This window comes from Flavobacterium psychrolimnae (genome assembly GCF_003312425.1).
Classification (GTDB): domain Bacteria; phylum Bacteroidota; class Bacteroidia; order Flavobacteriales; family Flavobacteriaceae; genus Flavobacterium; species Flavobacterium psychrolimnae.
On record NZ_QNUX01000007.1, the window covers coordinates 1 to 18,639 of the forward strand.

General features: G+C 31.5%; 14 protein-coding genes. 9 read left to right on the forward strand and 5 right to left on the reverse strand.

Annotated elements, in window-relative coordinates; translation table 11 throughout:
* Positions 1-314: 314 nt before the first annotated feature.
* Together DR980_RS08600 and DR980_RS08605 are read right to left on the reverse strand one after the other, a co-directional pair.
* Entirely contained in the window at positions 315-608 is a 294-nt protein-coding gene (locus tag DR980_RS08600; RefSeq protein WP_113635085.1) for a hypothetical protein, read from the reverse strand.
* A gap of 235 nt (positions 609-843) precedes the next feature.
* Positions 844-1,221, reverse strand: a complete 378-nt coding sequence (locus DR980_RS08605) for a hypothetical protein (RefSeq protein ID WP_113635087.1) — start codon at positions 1,219-1,221, stop codon at positions 844-846.
* A gap of 666 nt (positions 1,222-1,887) precedes the next feature.
* On the opposite strand from DR980_RS08605, the gene DR980_RS08610 reads away from it, so the two are divergent.
* The 4 genes from DR980_RS08610 to DR980_RS08625 all read left to right on the forward strand — a co-directional run bounded on the left by DR980_RS08610 (position 1,888) and on the right by DR980_RS08625 (position 5,886).
* Complete coding sequence (locus tag DR980_RS08610) at positions 1,888-2,088, forward strand: hypothetical protein (protein ID WP_113635089.1); 201 nt, start codon at positions 1,888-1,890, stop codon at positions 2,086-2,088.
* 465 nt (positions 2,089-2,553) lie between these two features.
* Complete coding sequence (locus DR980_RS08615; protein WP_146779231.1) at positions 2,554-3,111, forward strand: DUF1566 domain-containing protein; 558 nt, start codon at positions 2,554-2,556, stop codon at positions 3,109-3,111.
* Positions 3,112-3,858: 747 nt separating this feature from the next.
* Positions 3,859-4,479 carry a YciE/YciF ferroxidase family protein gene (locus tag DR980_RS08620; protein WP_113635093.1) on the forward strand — a complete coding sequence of 207 codons (621 nt, stop codon included), beginning with the start codon at positions 3,859-3,861 and terminating at the stop codon, positions 4,477-4,479.
* Between the two features lie 495 nt (positions 4,480-4,974).
* Positions 4,975-5,886, forward strand: a complete 912-nt coding sequence (locus tag DR980_RS08625) for a DUF6268 family outer membrane beta-barrel protein (RefSeq protein WP_113635095.1) — start codon at positions 4,975-4,977, stop codon at positions 5,884-5,886.
* Between the two features lie 261 nt (positions 5,887-6,147).
* Here the strand turns inward: DR980_RS08625 and DR980_RS08630 are convergent, their stop codons facing one another.
* Positions 6,148-7,872: a tetratricopeptide repeat-containing sensor histidine kinase gene (locus tag DR980_RS08630; RefSeq protein ID WP_113635097.1), complete on the reverse strand. Its 1,725-nt coding sequence runs from the start codon at positions 7,870-7,872 to the stop codon at positions 6,148-6,150.
* Positions 7,873-8,238: 366 nt separating this feature from the next.
* Between DR980_RS08630 and DR980_RS08635 the strand changes: the two genes are divergently transcribed.
* Both DR980_RS08635 and DR980_RS08640 read left to right on the forward strand, forming a co-directional pair.
* Positions 8,239-8,805 (forward strand): DUF6642 family protein, encoded by a 567-nt coding sequence (locus tag DR980_RS08635; RefSeq protein WP_113635099.1) that lies wholly within the window; start codon positions 8,239-8,241, stop codon positions 8,803-8,805.
* Between the two features lie 248 nt (positions 8,806-9,053).
* Positions 9,054-9,683 (forward strand): MCP four helix bundle domain-containing protein, encoded by a 630-nt coding sequence (locus DR980_RS08640; RefSeq protein ID WP_113635101.1) that lies wholly within the window; start codon positions 9,054-9,056, stop codon positions 9,681-9,683.
* Positions 9,684-9,878: 195 nt separating this feature from the next.
* On the opposite strand, the gene DR980_RS08645 is transcribed toward DR980_RS08640, so the two are convergent.
* Positions 9,879-10,553 (reverse strand): TonB-dependent receptor plug domain-containing protein, encoded by a 675-nt coding sequence (locus DR980_RS08645; protein ID WP_113635103.1) that lies wholly within the window; start codon positions 10,551-10,553, stop codon positions 9,879-9,881.
* A gap of 1,176 nt (positions 10,554-11,729) precedes the next feature.
* Here DR980_RS08645 and DR980_RS08650 point away from each other — a divergent pair.
* A complete protein-coding gene (locus tag DR980_RS08650) occupies positions 11,730-16,787 on the forward strand; it encodes a LamG-like jellyroll fold domain-containing protein (RefSeq protein WP_113635105.1) in 5,058 nt (1,685 codons plus the stop codon).
* Positions 16,788-16,929: 142 nt separating this feature from the next.
* Positions 16,930-17,163 (forward strand): hypothetical protein, encoded by a 234-nt coding sequence (locus tag DR980_RS08655; RefSeq protein WP_113635439.1) that lies wholly within the window; start codon positions 16,930-16,932, stop codon positions 17,161-17,163.
* Between the two features lie 90 nt (positions 17,164-17,253).
* On the opposite strand, the gene DR980_RS08660 is transcribed toward DR980_RS08655, so the two are convergent.
* Positions 17,254-17,706 carry a DUF4442 domain-containing protein gene (locus tag DR980_RS08660; RefSeq protein ID WP_113635107.1) on the reverse strand — a complete coding sequence of 151 codons (453 nt, stop codon included), beginning with the start codon at positions 17,704-17,706 and terminating at the stop codon, positions 17,254-17,256.
* Between the two features lie 291 nt (positions 17,707-17,997).
* Between DR980_RS08660 and DR980_RS08665 the strand changes: the two genes are divergently transcribed.
* Complete coding sequence (locus DR980_RS08665) at positions 17,998-18,453, forward strand: DUF4870 domain-containing protein (protein ID WP_113635109.1); 456 nt, start codon at positions 17,998-18,000, stop codon at positions 18,451-18,453.
* The last annotated feature ends 186 nt before the right edge of the window (positions 18,454-18,639 follow it).

Here is an 18,639-nt window from a genome sequence, read left to right on the forward strand (position 1 = left end):
TAGGTGGTCAATTTGAACTGGAAAGTGGTGGTCAGTTTGCTCCGAAACTGGTGGTCAATTTGCACTGGAATAGGATGGTCAATTTGACTGGTTTTTCCAATAGCCACTTAAACATATCATTCCGTATATGTCCATCTTATTGAATAAAATATTAAGGCCTGAATTAATCATGTCGGTAGTCGGCTTATAGCTAAGTGCATTTACCATTCCGCTTCCATCATCTGTTAGTGTAATTGAATCAATATTATATCCGTATATGTGATAGATAATTGCGTGTCCAGCCTCATGAATTGAGGCGATTTTTTTTTCGTTAATTAACATAGGTTCTTTTTGTTTAAATTATTATCTACTAAATCTGCGAATCCAGATTGTATTGCAATTTCTAATATTTCGATTTTTCCAAAATAATTATTTTTTGAAAAAAAAGTAAAGCATCTAATTAGGTCTTGTTTACTTGTTGCCCAGACACTGTTATTATTTCCTTCGGAGTCTTTTACATATATTATATAGTTCAATTCGAGCCCTCTAGCTACCATAAAAAAATCTTTCAGTGGAGTTTTCTCTTTTGTCCAAATAATTGGATCATGTTTTTTAATTTTTGTTTTCATATTTTTATTTAATTTCTATTACAGTTTTAATTAGCACAAAACTTATTCTTATCTTTTACAAACCCCCATAAACTAAAAAAACACACCGAATTTACTGATGTGTCTTTTTGTGAAAATAAAACGTGTTTACCCTATGTAGTTTTTTCCTTTTTAGGAATAAAATAATTAACAACTATTTTTTTTAAAAAGTAGATGTATAAATATTAATTAATTTTATAAATAAAATAATGTTAAATTATTTATAATCAAATCTTTTCTTTTGTGCTTTTATGGCTGTTGCCACAGTTGGGTAATTTTCTAAAATAATCGTGTTTTCATCTATATTGACAATTAAAAAATATTCATCATATTGCCAGCTATATTTATTACTTATTATATTTTCATCACGAAGATTTATAACCTCGCCAATATTAAAATTATTTACTTCAACTTCATATTCCGTGAAATCAAAATAATTCCTTTTAAAATCTTTTAAAGTTTTGTAATCATTTATTGTTGCTGCCCAACTTATGTTTTTTCCAAAACCATTTTTTATAACCTTGTAAGTATTATTACAAACTTCTTCACTAAAGTTTAAATACCCTCGTAATATTTCCATTTTAATTTGTTCCATAATTTTCTTTATTTTTATAGTTCAATTTCTATTAGCACAAAACTTATTCTTATCTTTTACATACCCTCTTAAACTAAAAAAAACACACCGAATTTACTGATGTGTTTTTTGTGAAAGTAAAACGTGTTTACCCTATGTAGTTTTTATTCTTTTCGGATTAAAATAATTAACAACTATTTTTTTTCTAAAAGGAGATATGCAAATGTAGGACAGTTTTATTTAAAAACCTATTTATTTTACATTATTCTTATTTTATTAGTCATATTTATAAACATAATATTAAGTTTTAATTAAAAAAATAAGAATAAGTTTTCTTTATCAAAAAATTGTACTTTCCACATCTTTTTGTTTTTTACTATTTCATGGATTTTTTTTACCGTCATTATATAATTTAATTTTCATTTTAAAGGAAAGAAGAAAACCAATTTTAGAATTTCAAGAAAATATCTACTAAATCATTTTAGAATTTACCACCTCCTCAAAACTCGTGTAGTAAAATCAATAAAAGTGGATATTGTACAAACAAGTATTTAACCTTTTTTAAAAATACAATAAAGTAAAAAAATCCCTTGGTTTACGTTTTCCCGTAAAGAAGCTAAATCTTTTAATTATATTTTTATAAAAAATAATTGCACTTTGATAATTTAACAAAAAAAAATATTTATTATGATAAAAAAAATATTCCCAATAGTACTTTTAACACTATTTTCGGTAATTACATCTTGCTCAAGCAGTGATTACAACAATATAACAAGCAAAAAAGGATACGCCGAAGTAACATTATTAGGGGATACACATCGTCGCGAATTTGAAGAAGGACTAACCTTTAGTTATGGGGCAATTAACTGTGATGCAAAATTGAATTAAGAAACCAAGGTGTAGGGCAATTTGAAAAGTCAAATTATTTTTTAAACATAGGTTTTGTTCATAATGTAAATCAGCAACAATTTAAAGGATACAACATTAATACTACCGCCGTAAAACCTTATTTAGATGTTTACAATAATGAGTGTAATAATAATTTTGATCTTCTTGTCTCTTATGATGACAGCGCCAATAACAAATCCTTAGAATTAAACGCCACTAGTAATAATTACAATAAAATAGTGGAGATATCTGTTTTTCGCGAGACCACAGAAGAAATTACCTATGCCGTTAAGGGTAATTATGAAGTTACGTTTAAAAAATCTGATAACTCTTTAATACCAGTTAAAGGAAATTATAAGACGTTTATATATGTGTTAAAATAAGAAATATCATTTAATTTTTATATCATTTAACTAAGCTTACAAAATGAAAAAAACATTTATACTTTTATTAGCTCTTTTTTTAATGTCTTGTAGTAATAATGATGATGAATCATCATCAGATAATAACCCAAAACCTGATTTAGTATATGCTATTGGTGATAAAGGTCCAGGTGGTGGTGTAGTTTTTTATCTTGATGGAAAAGGAGGTGGACTTGAAGCGGGAACAACCCTAGGAGTGGCTAAATGGGAAGATTCACCAAATTATACATTTACCAATATAATAGGTCTTGGGACAGAAATTGGTACAGGAAAAACTAATACAGCTTTAATTGTTAGTGCTATTGGAAGCGGTAAGTATGCTGCGAAACTTTGTGATGATTATATTCAAGGAGGTTTTGATGATTGGTTTTTACCAAGTAAAATGGAATTAAAGGCAATGTATGAATTATTACATGATGTTGGTTGCGGTGGTTGTATTTCACCACTTAATAACATTTGGAGTTCTTCACAAGGGAGTACAAAGGGTTCAGCTTGGAATATAGATTTTATGACCGATAGGGATACAACACCATATAATAATTGGATGTTCGAACTTAATAAAAATGCAGATCTGTATGTAAATCCAGTCCGAAAATTTTAAAAGATAAATAAATTCTAATCAGATTTTCTTGTAGTTTTTATTTGCACAAGGAGTGACGAAAAGGAGTGACGAAAACCTTGTAAAACGAGATATAACGATATTCGTTAAAATCAAAACACCTGTAAAACAAATGAATACGCAAAATAAGAGTCTTGAATATAAGATTCATAACCCTGAGGTCCCGAGTTCAAATCTCGGTCTCGCCACCAAAGCAAACCCTTAAGCATTAATTGTTTAAGGGTTTTTTATTAAAATTACGTTTCGAAAATCTAAACCTCAGATTGTTCCAGTGAGGAAAGGGAGTGAGGAATTTCATAAATTGAGTTATATTTTTTATCTAACATCAAATGGAAACAGTATAAATAAAAAGTTTTTTTTCATGTATACCATTTCTGTTTTAGCCGAATATTTTGATTTCCAAAGCGCCATCTATAATCAAGAATGAAAGTATTGGATTTAAATAATACTTCTTCAAAACCACATTAATTGAAAGAGCTGATAAAATCATAAATAAACTTTCTCTCATAGATTTGCGGCATGTTTCATCCTCAATAGCATTGCAATTTTAAAACTAAATCATTTTCATTTTCTTCAAAAAGTTATCAATAGCCGTCAAGCCCTTTTAATGAAATTTACAAGACTGTGAATTTTGCAACTAATAAAATTAATTGTGTACGGAATAGATTTTACTAATTTTTAAATTTGTTTATGAATTATTAACATAATCAATTTCAAAGATCAGAAGTTATGAAAACGATAAAAGACGAACCTGCAAAAGCGGTTAGGCCAGCGAACAAATCGACAGGGAAAAAAGCTAAGGAATCAGTTGCTACCCCAAAAGACGTAATGGTAAAGGCACAACCTGATGCAGCGAAAGACTTGAGAGATTTTTTGGAAGATGGATTAAAAGATATTTATTGGGCGGAAAAAGCGTTGACAAAAGCACTGACCAAAATGGCTAAAAATGCTACATCCACTCAGTTAATTCAGGCATTTGAAGAACATTTGAAAGATACAGAAGAACATGTAACCCGTTTGGAACAAATTTTTGAATCATTGGGTATTCAAGCAGTAGCCAAGAAATGCGATGCAATGACAGGACTATTAGCTGAAGCCAATAGAATAATGATGGAAACGGAAGTTGGGCCTGTCCGCGATGCAGGAATGATTGCCGCAGCACAGAAAGTGGAGCATTATGAAATAGCTACTTATGGAACTTTGCGCGTTTATGCAGTTACTCTTGGCAAAACAAAAGCAGCCTTACTTCTTGCAAAAACACTTGCAGAAGAGAAAAACGCTGACGTAAAATTAACAGAAATCGCTGTATCCTATATCAACGTTGATGCTGCGCATGAAGGTGGTAAATAAATAAAGATTTTCGATCCAGAATTTTATAATGACATAAATGTGCACGAATCAAAGATTTTGTCTCTTGTGTTTTTTTTTGGATTATTATTTTCTTCACTGTGGTCAAAATATTTGGAGAAAACTTCTTTTTTTAAGTGTCTTTGACTACAATTAAGCTTCCCTTTTAATCATTACAATTCGTATTTCTTATGACTGTTAACATATACATATTTAAAAAACAATAGCCAATTTGCAACCACAAATAGAAGAACATAATGTAGCGATTGATTTAGTGCCACGTTCCTGAAACAAATAGATGATTCTCAAATGGTCGCAAAAGCAACTTGAAATCTAAATAAAATAGTAGCTAATCTTTCACTTATGTAAAAACTATACTACTTTATCTATTAGATTTGTGCTGAGATTTTATTTAAAGAAGAGCATTTCAAATGATTTCAAAAAAAAAAAAAAAAATAAAACATTTCTAAATATTTTAAATATTATCAACTTTCTAAAATGAAAAAAAAATTAATACTGTTGTTATTTTTAGTACTGCCTTTTTTAGGTAATGCACAAGAATACATAGATCTGTTTTCCATCAATTATGGGAAATCGCAAAAAACAACTTTCGAAGATTCATCGATTAACACCGACATAACTACATTTCAAACGAATATTATTTTACCAATTGTTTTAAATGAAAAATATATTGCTGTTACCGGTGTAAATTTCAGTAGCTATAATTTACAATTGTTACCTAATTCTGAAAACAATCATTTATACTCTACAAATTTAAGAGCTGGTTTGAGTGTAAAACATTCCGAACATTGGAGTGGAATATATCTTTTTCTGCCAAAAGTCGCATCTGATTATATCAATCTAAGCAGTGAAGACATTTACCTAGGCGGATTAGCTTTGTTGAAATATAAAAGAAACGAAAGTTTTGGTTATGGCTTAGGACTTTACGGCAGTAGTGAAGCTTACGGTATGTCCGTAGTTCCCATTGTTACTTTTTATTATCATAGTCCAAATAAACGTTTTGAAATAAATGCCTTTATGCCAAATGATGCAGATATCAATTATAATTTAACTGATAAAACAAGAGTTGGCTTAGATTTTCTGGGTCATGGGAACAGTTACAAACTAACCACTGATAACGTTCGTGCTAACTATGTCGAAAATAATTCGATAGATTTTTCTACTTATGTACAACGAAGCGTTTTGGACAAAAAAATTCTTTTACGTCTAAAAATGGGTTACTCTTTAAACCAGTTTAGAGTGTATCCAATAGATCAAAAACTTGATTTACAAATTCTAGCTTTAAAATTTGGGGATAACCGAACTCCTATTTTAGATAACAAATCAAATACGCTACTTTTGAAATTGGAAGCTATATATCGTTTTGATTTGAGCAACGTTAAAAAATAAATTCAAACACTCAGATATGGCTTCGGTGCGCAATATAATTTAGAATCAAAAGCTAACTAAGTTCCTGTTACTATTCATTCATTTTTTCAACCGCACTTTGAATTAATAGCTCGGGTAACTGAAAAGGAGCTTCCCAGGATTACATACTGATTTTGAAAATTTTAGACACATGCAGTCTCTGAGACTTCGATTTAAAAATATGGGTTTGCTTCATTACCCCTGTTTTTTTATGTGAACAGTTATTTTAGACCGGAACAAATATTATACTGGGAATGTTATATTCACTTTAAATCCTTTCTGAAGCGCATTATCAAAAGTAAGAGTTCCATCTACAGCCTTGACACGCGTTTCTACATTCAGGAGTCCGTTTTTTAAGTTTATCTCTTCCTTTGAAACCCCAATGCCATTATCCGTGTATTCTATCTGAATTTTTTTATCGATATTTTTAAAAGTAATAACGACCAAACTACATTGACTATGCTTTTTCATATTGACTAGCAATTCCTGAAGAGTGCGATATATTGTAATTTTTTTATTGGTTTCCAAAGCTGTATTTTGTACCACATCCAGACCATTCACCAATATGTTGACAGCATCGTTACTGTAATTTGACATCATTTCTTTCAAATTGGGAACAAAATTAGGACCAATATCAATAGAACTATTTTCTCTGGAAATATTTCGGGTTCTGGAATAAATGCTATCCAAATCATTGAGTAGAATTTCTTTATTGTTCTCAGTAGATAAATCCTGCGTTTCCGCAAACGTCATTATTTGGTATAGATCATTTGCCAATTCGTCGTGAAGTTTTTTGGAAATGCGTGTTTCAGTATTGTACGATATTCTGATTTTTTCTCTTTTGCTTTTAGTTTTCAAAAAATTAATGATAAAAACAGAAAGAAAAACCAACAGCAATACTACAAAATACAAAAGCAGTGTACTATTTTTTTGCTTTTCTAATTGTAATGTAGTTTGTGCTTTTTGGGCAGATAATTTTAGATTATCCGCTCTGTTTTGGTCGCTGTCATATTTGATTTTTGCAAATTGATTTTTAGCATTGTTTCGGACTTTAATAATACTGTCATTAAGCTTTATATATATTAAAGCATACTTATTATTACCCCGCTCAAAATTATTTTTAACTAAAAAAGATAACGATTCCAGTCTCTCTTTAACACTACCAATAGCCATTGTAGTTTTGTACGCTGCCAGTGCATATTCATTCGACTTTTTAGAATCTCTGTTTAAAAAATATTCCGAAAGATGCAAATAGCTTCCAAGAACTCCATAGGTGTCATTATTTTTTTTTCTGAGAGTTAATGCCTGATTCATCAAGTATGAACCTTCCTGGTTGCGATTCACTTTATAATATGAATATCCCAGATTGTCCAAAACTATTGCTTTAGTTACATTAACGGAGTCTAAAACATCCGACTTTATAACTGCTTCTAAAACTTTTATTGAAGTGTTGAATTCTTTTTTTTGAATATAAACAGAGGCTTTATTATTTTCAATGGTAATTCTAGGCAAAGTATCTTTCGTTACACTTTTAGCTTTGTCATAATAATATAAGGCATCCTCATAATTAGAAAGCTGTTTAGATGAAATCCCCAACTGATTATACGCGGATGCTTGATAGAGTAAATCCCCTTTTGAGTATGGCAAGGCTTCGATCAGATTTTTTTCGCTCCCTAAATAATCACCAAAAATTTCTTGAATAACAGCCATTTGAACTAAATTATAGGCAATCATCAGACTATCGTTTTCTAACTCATATAAAATTTTGGAGCGGTTATAAAAATAAAAAGCACTATCAAATTTTTTATTTGCATAATTTGCCATTCCTAAGTCTAAAAACTTTCTCGCCTCAACGCTATTCGCTGTTGCCGTATCTTCATTGGGTAGTGAGTCTTTAGACTTTGAAGTTTCTGTGCAGGAATAAAGAGTAAAAAGCAGTAAAAAAACAAAAATCGAGGAACGATACATAATTGTAACTTTTTTCCGAAATTAGTACTTTATAAGTAATATTCCGAAATTAAATTATGGACTATTATTTTAATAGTAGCGTCAACACATTAAAATTATCATAGCACCTAAGTTATTATCTTATTTTTAAAACAACTACAATAGCAATCCGTTAACAACTATTTATTGTTAAATGCTAACAATGAATTTTATTCTTGAGTAATTTTGTAAAAATGAAATCATGAAGCAGGTACTGAAAAAATTTAAAAAACCACAGCAACTATTAAAATTCTAGATTGCATTTTATATTCTTGGAAATAAAAAAAGTCAATTACTTTATTTCAACAAAAATTTATTTTACTAATTCATCTACATAAACCAAATTTCATGGATTCTGATACTTTTATTTTCTGCCTCGAAGCAGTTCAGGATATCGACCTAAATACCACAACCGAAGTAGTCAAAAACTTAGAGCAACTAGCCTTTGAGCGAGGCATAACCAGTATTTATAAAACCTGTGACACTATCGAAGGTTTAGAAGAAAGTTTAAATGCGCTACTTTACGACGACCATAACTTTAAAAATTATGAAATAATCTACTTAGTCATGCAAGGCGAAGGAAACTCAATATGTCTTAATGAATATTATTATAGTTTAGAAGAAATAGCGGAACTCTTTGAAGGGAAAATGAAAGGGAAAATAGTGCATTTTGCAAATGCAAAAGTTTTAGACTTGAACGCCGAAGAAGCACAATATTTTTTAGACATTACGGGAGCACGCGCGATTTCCGGTTACGGAACAACTTTCAACAAATTAACCAGCAGTGCATTAGATAAAGCTTTTTTTGGCTTATTTGAAGAAGAAGATGACATCATTGAAATCGTAGAAGAATTACATCAAAAGCAGTATGCCCTATGCAAATTACTCGATTTTAGATTGTATTATACCCGCTGAGTGTAATTCAAGTTTCACGCTAATGTTATAAACATAGCTTTGTTACCCAACAATTGAGCTTTTCCGCTCTTTTATTCGATAAATCTATGTGTTTATTTTTAAACTGTTTTTGGAGTTCATAATTTTAAATAATTGCACCCAACGGGTTATATTATTAAAAAAATAGTATCTTTTTTTAATACAATTTACTGTAGTAGTAAAAATCCAAGACAATCGCCTATATTGTAGTGCTCCTAAACGCTATCAAAATGAAAGATATAAAAAAATACAGTAATAAAACAAAAGCCGCTTTTGTTTTACTGGTTATTATGTTTATAATCCTGCTCAGCAATTTTAATACCCTTCAAAATTCTAAAAAAACAAATGAAGACATCAACACCATTTATAAGGATAGATTAGTCGTAGCGCGATATATCTTTCAGTATGCGAACACGCTTTATTCCATAGAAAAAAATGCAGCAGCAACGAACACAACGGATATTCAAAAAAGAGATAAAATTCTAACAGCCTTAAAAAAGATTCAAAACATAGATAAATTATACCTTGAAACTGTTTTGACTCCAAAAGAGAAAACATATTTCATGACCTTTATCTCTTCTTGTTCTGCTGTTAATTTAGCAACGCAAAACGAAAATTGGAATCAAGTACGTTACAACAGCAATCAAGCTATACAAATGCTGGAGCAACTATCCAAAATACAAAGTGAGGAAGGCAGGTCAAAATTGAATCACTCCAATACGCTGCATAACGACAACAATAGTATAGGTCAACTTCAGATTGCTTTACTCGTTATTTTGGGTGGCATCACGTTATACTTGCTACTGTCCAAGAAAAACAAAATAAGCATCAAAATCCCTGAATCTCATAGTCTGAATTAATTTCTACCTAAAATTTAAAGTGTTTTTTAAAAAAATTCATCAGTTTCGAAATGGATTATTTTCCAAATTAAAAAACCCGCTCTAGTAGAAACGGGTTTAAGAAACTTGACTTTTTATATTTAGAATAAAGAAATTGAATTTGAAAAACCGTTCCATTTCTTTGTTATTATATATGACAATTTCACAATTACTAAACTATTTAGTTGTAATTATAATTACGCCACTGGAAGCTTGAGCACCATAAATTGATGCCGCACCATCTTTTAAAACGCTCACATTTTTGACATTATTTGGAAAAAGATAATCAATACTCGATACAATCACACCATCCACAACAAATAATGGCTCTGAAGTATTTCTAATCGAAGTCAATCCTCGGATTGTTATTTTGTTGTCTCTTGAAACCGTAACTCCTGCTAAACGCCCACGTATTAAATCATAAATAGTAACAAAACTTCTAGTGCTTTTATCGTTTTGAACATCCATCGTTTGAGCTGTTTTTACTCTATATCCCTGGTCTTCTTCTGAATATCCAATGGTAATTTTACCTCCTTTTTTTATTCTGTTTTTTATTTCTTTTTCAGATTCTAGAAAAATGAAACTCATACTATTTTCATTGCTAAATTTAGAAGAGAGCAAACCATATTTATCGGAATAAATATTAATCACAGCCACTTTTTCAGGGAGTAACACTTCAAATTCTCCGTTTTTATTTGTAGTAACATTGGTATAAATAGAATCCACGAATACTTTAGCATTTGGAACGGGTTTATTGCTGTAATTCATAACTTTTCCTGTTAACTTATTTTGCGCATAACTAAAAGCTCCAATGAGTAACATAATAAAAACTAACGATTTAGAAATCTTCATAACGCTTTTTTTTTAAATTTATTAAATGTACGGAAAAATTATTCTTAAAATATTTTTCGATAAAAATAGTCCGAACATAACATAAATTATATTAACATTTTTTAAAAAGAATAAACTAATTAACAATTATAGTATTTTAAAACGTTGAGATTAATTAAATTATTTTTGTTAAAATATTATTAATTCATCCATCAAGAATAAATTTCTTAATAAATTATAACAAAGTTAACAATGAATTTTAGCTGATTTTTTTTATAAAACCTTCAAAACTTTTGCTTAATTTCTTTTAATCATAATATTTGGATGCAAAATTAAGAGAATAAAACTTGAAGCTATTATCTTGTTTTTTTAAAAACATTTCTTTTTATTTCTTTTTAGTAATTTTAATTGGTCTGTCCAATTTGATATTTAAAATTTTAAATACTTCTTAATGTAACATTAGAGATAAATAATCATGATATCCTAATAGCAAAAAATCAAACAATTGATTTTTTTATTTTTAAAAAAAGGTAAATTACAAACACTTGCTTTCATAATATTTAATGATAAAGAACTATTGAAATATTGAAAAAATCCGTGAAGCTCGAAAATATAAAACATGTATATTTTGAAACAAAAAACCTTGTCTAGTTTCAGTACGAAAGTAATATTTATATATTTATACCATTCATAGGCTAAACATTTTACAAATCAAAAGCATCACACTATTAATGATAAAACAGGTTTCAATATCAACTAATTTTTATTTAAAATACTTTGTGATTTCTTAATTAAAAGTAATTTTCTTTTCTTTTCATTAAACTCAATTCACTCTTTTTCATTAGAAATTTCTAATCTAATAGTAGTTAATACAGAAATCTAAACATTAAAATAAGTTAAAAAAAATTAAAGATTTCAAGCAGTTTTAATTCAAAATCAAGTAAAAACTCTAGCAATTAACATTGCTTAAAAGGATACAAATATTTAAACATAAATAATTTATTTTATTCATATATAGGCTATATTTTTTTTATAAATAAAAACTTATATTTGTTTTAAAAAAGTGCTTTTAGTCGATTTTATATGCTTTTAAAACAGTGTTTTTATTAAAAAAAACTAGATTTAAATTTTTAAAAACATTTTTTACTCACCATTACCTACATCAAAACCATAAATTAATTAAACAAAAATTAAATTATGAAGAAAACTACTCTTACGAATAAAAAGCTCTTTTCAACTCTAATTTTCATACTCATCTCATCCGTTGGATTTTCACAATCACAAACTTTTTCAACTGCTGGTACTAATACTTTCATTGTACCCTCTGGAATAACAACATTACAGATTGAAGCTTGGGGAGGTGGCGGGAAAGGAGGAAGCAGAACAACTGCTGGTACAAGCGGTGGTGGTGGTGGTGGCGCTTATGTAAAAAAATCAGTGACTGTGATAGCTGGTAATACTTACAATTTACAAGTTGGGGCAGGAAGTAATACAGCAACAACGACAACAGCAAGCGATACTTGGTTTTCAAACGCAACAACGGTCTTGGCCAAAGGAGGTAATAGTGTTGCCAACAATAGTGCTACTGGAGCCAATGGAGGCGGAACAGGATCAATAGGAACACTTTTATCAGGAGGAAAAGGTGCTGATGGTACTACAGGTAAATATGGCGGCGGCGGCGGCTCTTCAGCAGGTATAACTCTTGCTGGCACTGACGCTTCAAATGCATCAGGTGCAATTGCTCCATACGGCGGAGGAAAAGGCGGAGATGCACGATCAATTACTGATGGTGCAGGAAATGTGGGACTTGTCCCTGGCGGCGGCGGCGGTGGTGCTTATCGAACAACCACAGGAACTTCAAATGGAGGAAATGGAGCCACCGGACAACTAAAAATAACTTGGGGAGCACAAGAAATTAATGTATTAGGAAATGCAATAACAATTCCCAGCGGCGATATAACTCCAGTAACATCTGACAATACCGATTTTGGGTCCGTAGATACAAATTCAGGTACAATCATTAGAACCTTTACCATTCAAAATATTGGTTCTAGTACTTTAACTGTAAATTCAATCAGTATTTCAGGAAGTGACTTTACAGTTAGTTCCGCACCAAGTTTTCCTGCTGCCGTATCTGGAGTAAGTAGTTTTTCTTTATCAGTTACTTTTAATCCTTCTACCATTGGCACAAAAACAGCCACAGTATCAATTTCTAATACCGATACAAATGAGAATCCCTATACCTTTGCTTTACAAGGAATAGGAACACAAACATTCTTTGATAGTGACGAAGATGGCGTGCTAGACAATGTAGATATTGATGATGACAATGATGGGATCAAGGATGATACTGAAGAATTAAACTGTGAATCTGCAAGTGCAAACAGAGTGAACTATAAATTTTTAAATGAAACTTTTGGATCAGGACCTAGAACTACTATAAATACGACGTACGATGCGTATTCCAGTTATTGTTTTGAAGATGGTTCAGCAGGCGCTAACACTACAGATTGTCCGGACTTAAGTACTACAGATTTAAATGATGGTAAATACACTGTAGGATCCAGCGCACAAATTGCCTCATGGGCTGCACAGTTTTGGTACACCGGTAAAGATCATACTACACCAGCTGATCCAAATGGAAGAATGGCACTCTTCAATGCATCCTATACTCCAGGTATATTTTATACTGCACTAATTACCGGTGCTTTACCCAACATTCCTATTACGTATAACTTTTGGGTGTTGAATCTTGACAGAACTGACGCTCCTGGAGTTGCAACGCGTTTACGACCTAACATCAAAGTCGAATTTAGAGATCTTAATGATGTATTACTACAAACAGTAACTACAAATTCTATAAATGCAGATGGAACTTGGAAGCAATTTACAGCTAATTTAACGCTCAATGTAAGTGCTTTTAAAGTTATATTCATCAATAATGAAACTGGAGGATTGGGTAACGATTTAGCTTTAGATGACATTTCAATTACACAAACCTTATGCGATTTAGACAACGATGGCGTTGCTGATATGTTTGATTTGGATGCCGATAATGATGGAATTGAAGACGTAATTGAAGTTGGTTTAGGAAATTTAAGCAATGGTAAAGGCAAAATTGATATGGCTTGGGCCGATGCTAACGGTAATGGATTGCATGACAGTGCAGAATCAAGCGCAGCATTACCTGCATTGGATTCGGATGGAGACAGAATTCCAAATTACTTGGATTTAGACAGTGATAATGACAGTCTTTTTGATGTGGATGAATCCAATGCCGGAAACTCTAATGCAGTTGCTGGGTTTATCAATGGTGATGGTGATATCAACGGAGACGGAACAGGAGATGGACTAGATACGGAAGTTTTCAGAAGCAAAGACACTGACGGCAACGGAACTTCGGAACTTTTTGGCGATGGAATATTAGACATTTACGATTACGGTACCGGAGACAATCAATACGGAAATTTTGGACAAGGAAGTACAGTTGCTCCTTTTCTAAACTATCTTTTGGATACTGATGGTGATGGAATTCCGAATTATATTGATATAAAATCCAATGGAATTACTTTTGACATTGCAAACACGTTGTTAATATATGATTACAAAACGCTCGACACCAATAATGATGGAATCATTGACGGAACAACTGATGCCGACAAGGACGGAATTATGGATACGTTTGATACCAATACTGCTGTTTTTGGTTCTCCAAGAGATTTGCGTACCAAATTATTTCTTGACTTCGATGGTCGAAATGATTACGGACAAAGCACTTCTATTCTTGGTGGTTTAGCCAATGCTTCCTTAATGGCGTGGATTAACATGAATCCTGCTTTTTCAACAGAAGGGGTTATTGTGGGTCAGGATAAATTTCAAATTCGCATTACAGCAGCCAGAAAACTGGAAGCAGTGGTTAATGGTTCTTCAGCTACTTTTGATACTGCACTGAATGTTTCTCAATGGTATAATGTTGCCACGGTTTATGACGGAAATAATTTGAAATTATATCTAAACGGAGCTTTAGTGGCAACCCAAGCAGCATCCGGAAGTATCGTTGCTGATGCATCATTACTAACCTTAGGGAAAAATCCAATTGCAAACACCAAATATTTTAAAGGAAAAATAGATGAAGTCCGCGTTTTCAATGTTGCGCTGACGGATTCACATTTACAGAGAATGGTTTATCAGGAAATTGAGGACTTTGGTTCACAAATCAGAGGAACAATCATCCCTAAAAATATTGCCTCTACTCCTGCTTCACTTCCTTTTTCAAACCTACTGCGTTATTACAGAATGGACAAGTATAAAGATGACATTATTGATGACTTGACAACACCGGCGATTGATGTAACAGGAACAAAAATTTACAATCATAAAAACATTTATCTTCAACAAGCACCTTTGCCTTTCGTTACAGAAAGAACAGGAACTTTTGCTACAGCGGTAAACAGTCCTACTAAAGAAATCCGAGGAAATGACATTATGGAAAACGATTGGTCAATTGTCAAAGTACAACATGACATTACAGAAACGGCAAACAACATCGATTTAGGAATGCTGGTCGATTCCGGAAAGAAAATCGTGATGAATAACGATACCAAAATACAAAATGACTGGTATCTAAAATTAGACGGTAAAATTGATTTAACAGGAATGTCACAATTAGTCCAAACTTCGGAGAGTGATTTAGACCCTACAAGTTCAGGAAGTATAGAAAAAGATCAACAGGGTCAAGCGAATAAACACAATTATAATTACTGGAGTTCTCCTGTTAGCGTTATTAATGGAACTGATAACAACCTTGATTATACTGTTGCCGGCGTAATGAGAGATGGCACAAAATCCTCTCCACAAAACATTAATTGGATTGATGGTTATGATGGATTAGCCAGCTCCCCAATTAGCTTGGCTCGCTACTGGATTTACAAATTTGACAATTACGCTAGTATTTACGCTAATTGGGTTCCAATAGGAGAAACCGGTGCAGTTCGCGTAGGTCAGGGTTTTACTTTAAAAGGAAGCGGAGCTGCATCTGGGACTCAAAATTATACTTTTACAGGAAAACCAAATAATGGAAAAATCATAACAAATAGAGTTAGTCCAGGTCAATTATTACTCGCGGGAAACCCCTATCCATCAGCATTAGACGCTACAGCTTTTATAAACGACAATCTAAATTCTATAAAAGGAAGTACAGAAGGTATAGATGGAACTTTGTATTTTTGGGAGCATTATTCTACAAACAATACTCACATTTTACGTGATTATCAAGGTGGTTACGCTGTAAGAAATTTAATAGGAGGAATAGCACCTGTTACCCCTGCCTTAATAAGTGGTCTTGGATCCAGCACAAGACTTCCAGGACGATATATTCCAGTTGGACAAGGCTTCTTTGTTTATGGTAAATCTACCGCTGCGACTAATAGCGAAGTTATATTCAATAATGCACAAAGAAGTTTTCATAAAGAAGATGATGCCGAATCTAATAATGTTTTTAAAATAACAACCCAAAACAAAACAAAACAACCAAACAATAATGACGATGATCAAATAGAACTAGATACCTATAAAAAAATTCGTTTGGGCTATAATACGCAAAGCAATTACCATCGTCAGGTGTTAATAGGATTTATAGATGATAAAGCAACTAGCAGAATGGACTATGGTTATGACAGTTATATTTTTGATGTTTTCCCAGATGACATGTATTTATTGAACGGGGAAAACCAGTTAGTAATTGAAGGTGAAGGTTATTTTGATGCCAATGCTTCCTACCCTATTGGTGTAAAAGCTGCTGCTGAAGGGAAAGTATCATTTATATTAGATGATATAGAGAATTTTGAGACCAACCAACCCATTTTTGTTTATGATGATGAGACTAAATTATATCATAACATTAGGAATGAAAATTTTGAAACTTCACTTCCAATAGGGGAATTTCACAACCGTTTTTCATTGCGTTTTAAAGACAAAACACTTGGTACAAATGAACAAATTAAGAATGAAAATGATATTATAATTCTGCATTCACAAAATAGAAATGCACTTGTAATCAATAATAAATTACTAGATACGACAGTTCAAGAAGTTACTTTATTCAATATTCTGGGACAGGCTGTTGCTATGTGGGAGGTAGAAAATCAAGGTCAGGAAAACATCCAGCTTCCTATTAAGAAAGTGAATTCAGGAGTTTATATTGCAAAAATTAAAACCTCGACAGGAATTCTAAGCAAAAAGATAATTATTAAATAATTCGCTTTTTACTGTGAAAAAAGCAAATTCAATTAAGTAATTATTAAGATAATTTGTACTGATTAATTTGAATTATTATTTATATTTGGATGGAAATTTGAGATTAACATCCAAAGATAGAAAACCAATTAAACAATATAAAATGAAAAAAATAGTAACAATTGTAGCAATTGCATTCCTTACCATCAGCGTTAATGCACAAGAAATAAAAGCTGTCGCTAAAGACCAAGCAAAAAAAGAATCCTGTTGTGCAAAAAAAGACTCTAAGTCAAAAGGAATGACTGCAGCTGAAGTTGAAAAATGCAAAACAAAATGCAAAGCTGATGGAAAAAAATGTGATGCCTCTATGGCTAAAACAAGTGGTAAAAAATGCTAATCTAAAAAGATTCTTATTATATTTAACAGATAACGCCTCTAAAATTTAGAGGCGTTTTCTGTTTATTTAAACCTGTCAGTTAACTGTTTTTTATTTGATTCGTACACTCCATTCAAAATCCATTTCGGAGACTTGTATTCCCTTTTCATCTGTTCCTATGGATTTCATCCAAAAGGTTTGCCCTTCACCGGTGGCAATAGTTTCTTGAATTGCTTTTTCTATTAAATGCCCGTCCTTGCAGGTGAAAGTGATTCTTCCTGTAGCTTTTTTGGTGAAATTTCCTTTGTTATTGGCTACCAACATCGAGATTTTCCTGCCGCTTTTTTGAATTTGAAACATCACCAAAGCTCCTGTAGAAAGCTCAGCCGCCATGGCTTGTACCGCAAAATACATGGAATTAAATGGATTTTGGTTGATCCAACTGTGTTTAACAGAAACTACACATTGGTTCTCATCTATTGTTTTTACGCGTACTCCACATATAAATGCCGACGGTAATTTGAACAATAAAAATTTATTAAGTTTTGATGCTGTAAGTTTCATATGTAGCTAATATTTGTTTTTTTATCGGAATATGGTATCGCCATTCTTCATTATTTTTTTATGTCCCGAAGCTTCGGGATTGAATCACGGCGAGTTCATTTTTACTAGGTTTTTTGCTAAAATACAAAAAAATAGTATGCGTACATATAAAATTAATTTGTTAATTTTATGTTAATATTTGGTACTATGCGAAACAAGATACTGTCTTTTAGACATATATTTGCATAAGAAATTACTATGTAGCCTATTTGCTATTACAGTTAACCAGTTTCAATCATCAAAATCAAAAAAATGGAAACAACTACTGAAAAAAACATCGCAACATTTACACATTTGAGTTCATTAACTCAATACTTCATTCCTTTTGGAAATTATATTTTTCCAATAGTGCTTTGGAGTACTAAAAAAGAGGAATCTGAATTTGTGGATCACCACGGAAAACAAGTCCTGAATTTTCAATTGAGTTTACTTTTATACTCTTTACTGCTGATTATGATTGCCGTTCCTTCGTTTCTTATTTCAGTGTTTAAGGACACTTCATTTGAGACATTAGTAAATCATCATGACATTACGCTTTCAAATTTCAACTTTGAAAATAATATTGGAGCACTAACAGTTGGATTAATTTGTGTTTTGATTTTTGGACTTTTGAAAGTGGCTGAATTCTTTTTGATTATTTACGCTTCAATCAAAACATCAAACGGAGAAAAATATAAATATCCAATAACGATTCCGTTCATAAAATAAGGAAGCATTCAGGTTAAAAGAGAATAGACGTAATACATAAAGCGAACGAACTAGCCCTTATTAAAACGGCATCCTTTACTTGCTTCTTTAAGCAAGTAAAGATAAAGTGGAAAGCAGGAATAAGCTCCAAAAAATAAATCAATCATCAATCAAAAAATGAACTATTTAATCAACACAAAATCAAAA

Bases quoted from the DNA above. Each gene is read 5' to 3' on its own strand.
- DR980_RS08600 (WP_113635085.1), bottom strand. From the start codon at position 608: ATGAAAACAAAAATTAAAAAACATGATCCAATTATTTGGACAAAAGAG.
- DR980_RS08605 (WP_113635087.1), bottom strand. From the start codon at position 1,221: ATGGAACAAATTAAAATGGAAATATTACGAGGGTATTTAAACTTTAGT.
- DR980_RS08610 (WP_113635089.1), top strand. From the start codon at position 1,888: ATGATAAAAAAAATATTCCCAATAGTACTTTTAACACTATTTTCGGTA.
- DR980_RS08615 (WP_146779231.1), top strand. From the start codon at position 2,554: ATGTCTTGTAGTAATAATGATGATGAATCATCATCAGATAATAACCCA.
- DR980_RS08620 (WP_113635093.1), top strand. From the start codon at position 3,859: ATGAAAACGATAAAAGACGAACCTGCAAAAGCGGTTAGGCCAGCGAAC.
- DR980_RS08625 (WP_113635095.1), top strand. From the start codon at position 4,975: ATGAAAAAAAAATTAATACTGTTGTTATTTTTAGTACTGCCTTTTTTA.
- DR980_RS08630 (WP_113635097.1), bottom strand. From the start codon at position 7,872: ATGTATCGTTCCTCGATTTTTGTTTTTTTACTGCTTTTTACTCTTTAT.
- DR980_RS08635 (WP_113635099.1), top strand. From the start codon at position 8,239: ATGGATTCTGATACTTTTATTTTCTGCCTCGAAGCAGTTCAGGATATC.
- DR980_RS08640 (WP_113635101.1), top strand. From the start codon at position 9,054: ATGAAAGATATAAAAAAATACAGTAATAAAACAAAAGCCGCTTTTGTT.
- DR980_RS08645 (WP_113635103.1), bottom strand. From the start codon at position 10,553: ATGAAGATTTCTAAATCGTTAGTTTTTATTATGTTACTCATTGGAGCT.
- DR980_RS08650 (WP_113635105.1), top strand. From the start codon at position 11,730: ATGAAGAAAACTACTCTTACGAATAAAAAGCTCTTTTCAACTCTAATT.
- DR980_RS08655 (WP_113635439.1), top strand. From the start codon at position 16,930: ATGAAAAAAATAGTAACAATTGTAGCAATTGCATTCCTTACCATCAGC.
- DR980_RS08660 (WP_113635107.1), bottom strand. From the start codon at position 17,706: ATGAAACTTACAGCATCAAAACTTAATAAATTTTTATTGTTCAAATTA.
- DR980_RS08665 (WP_113635109.1), top strand. From the start codon at position 17,998: ATGGAAACAACTACTGAAAAAAACATCGCAACATTTACACATTTGAGT.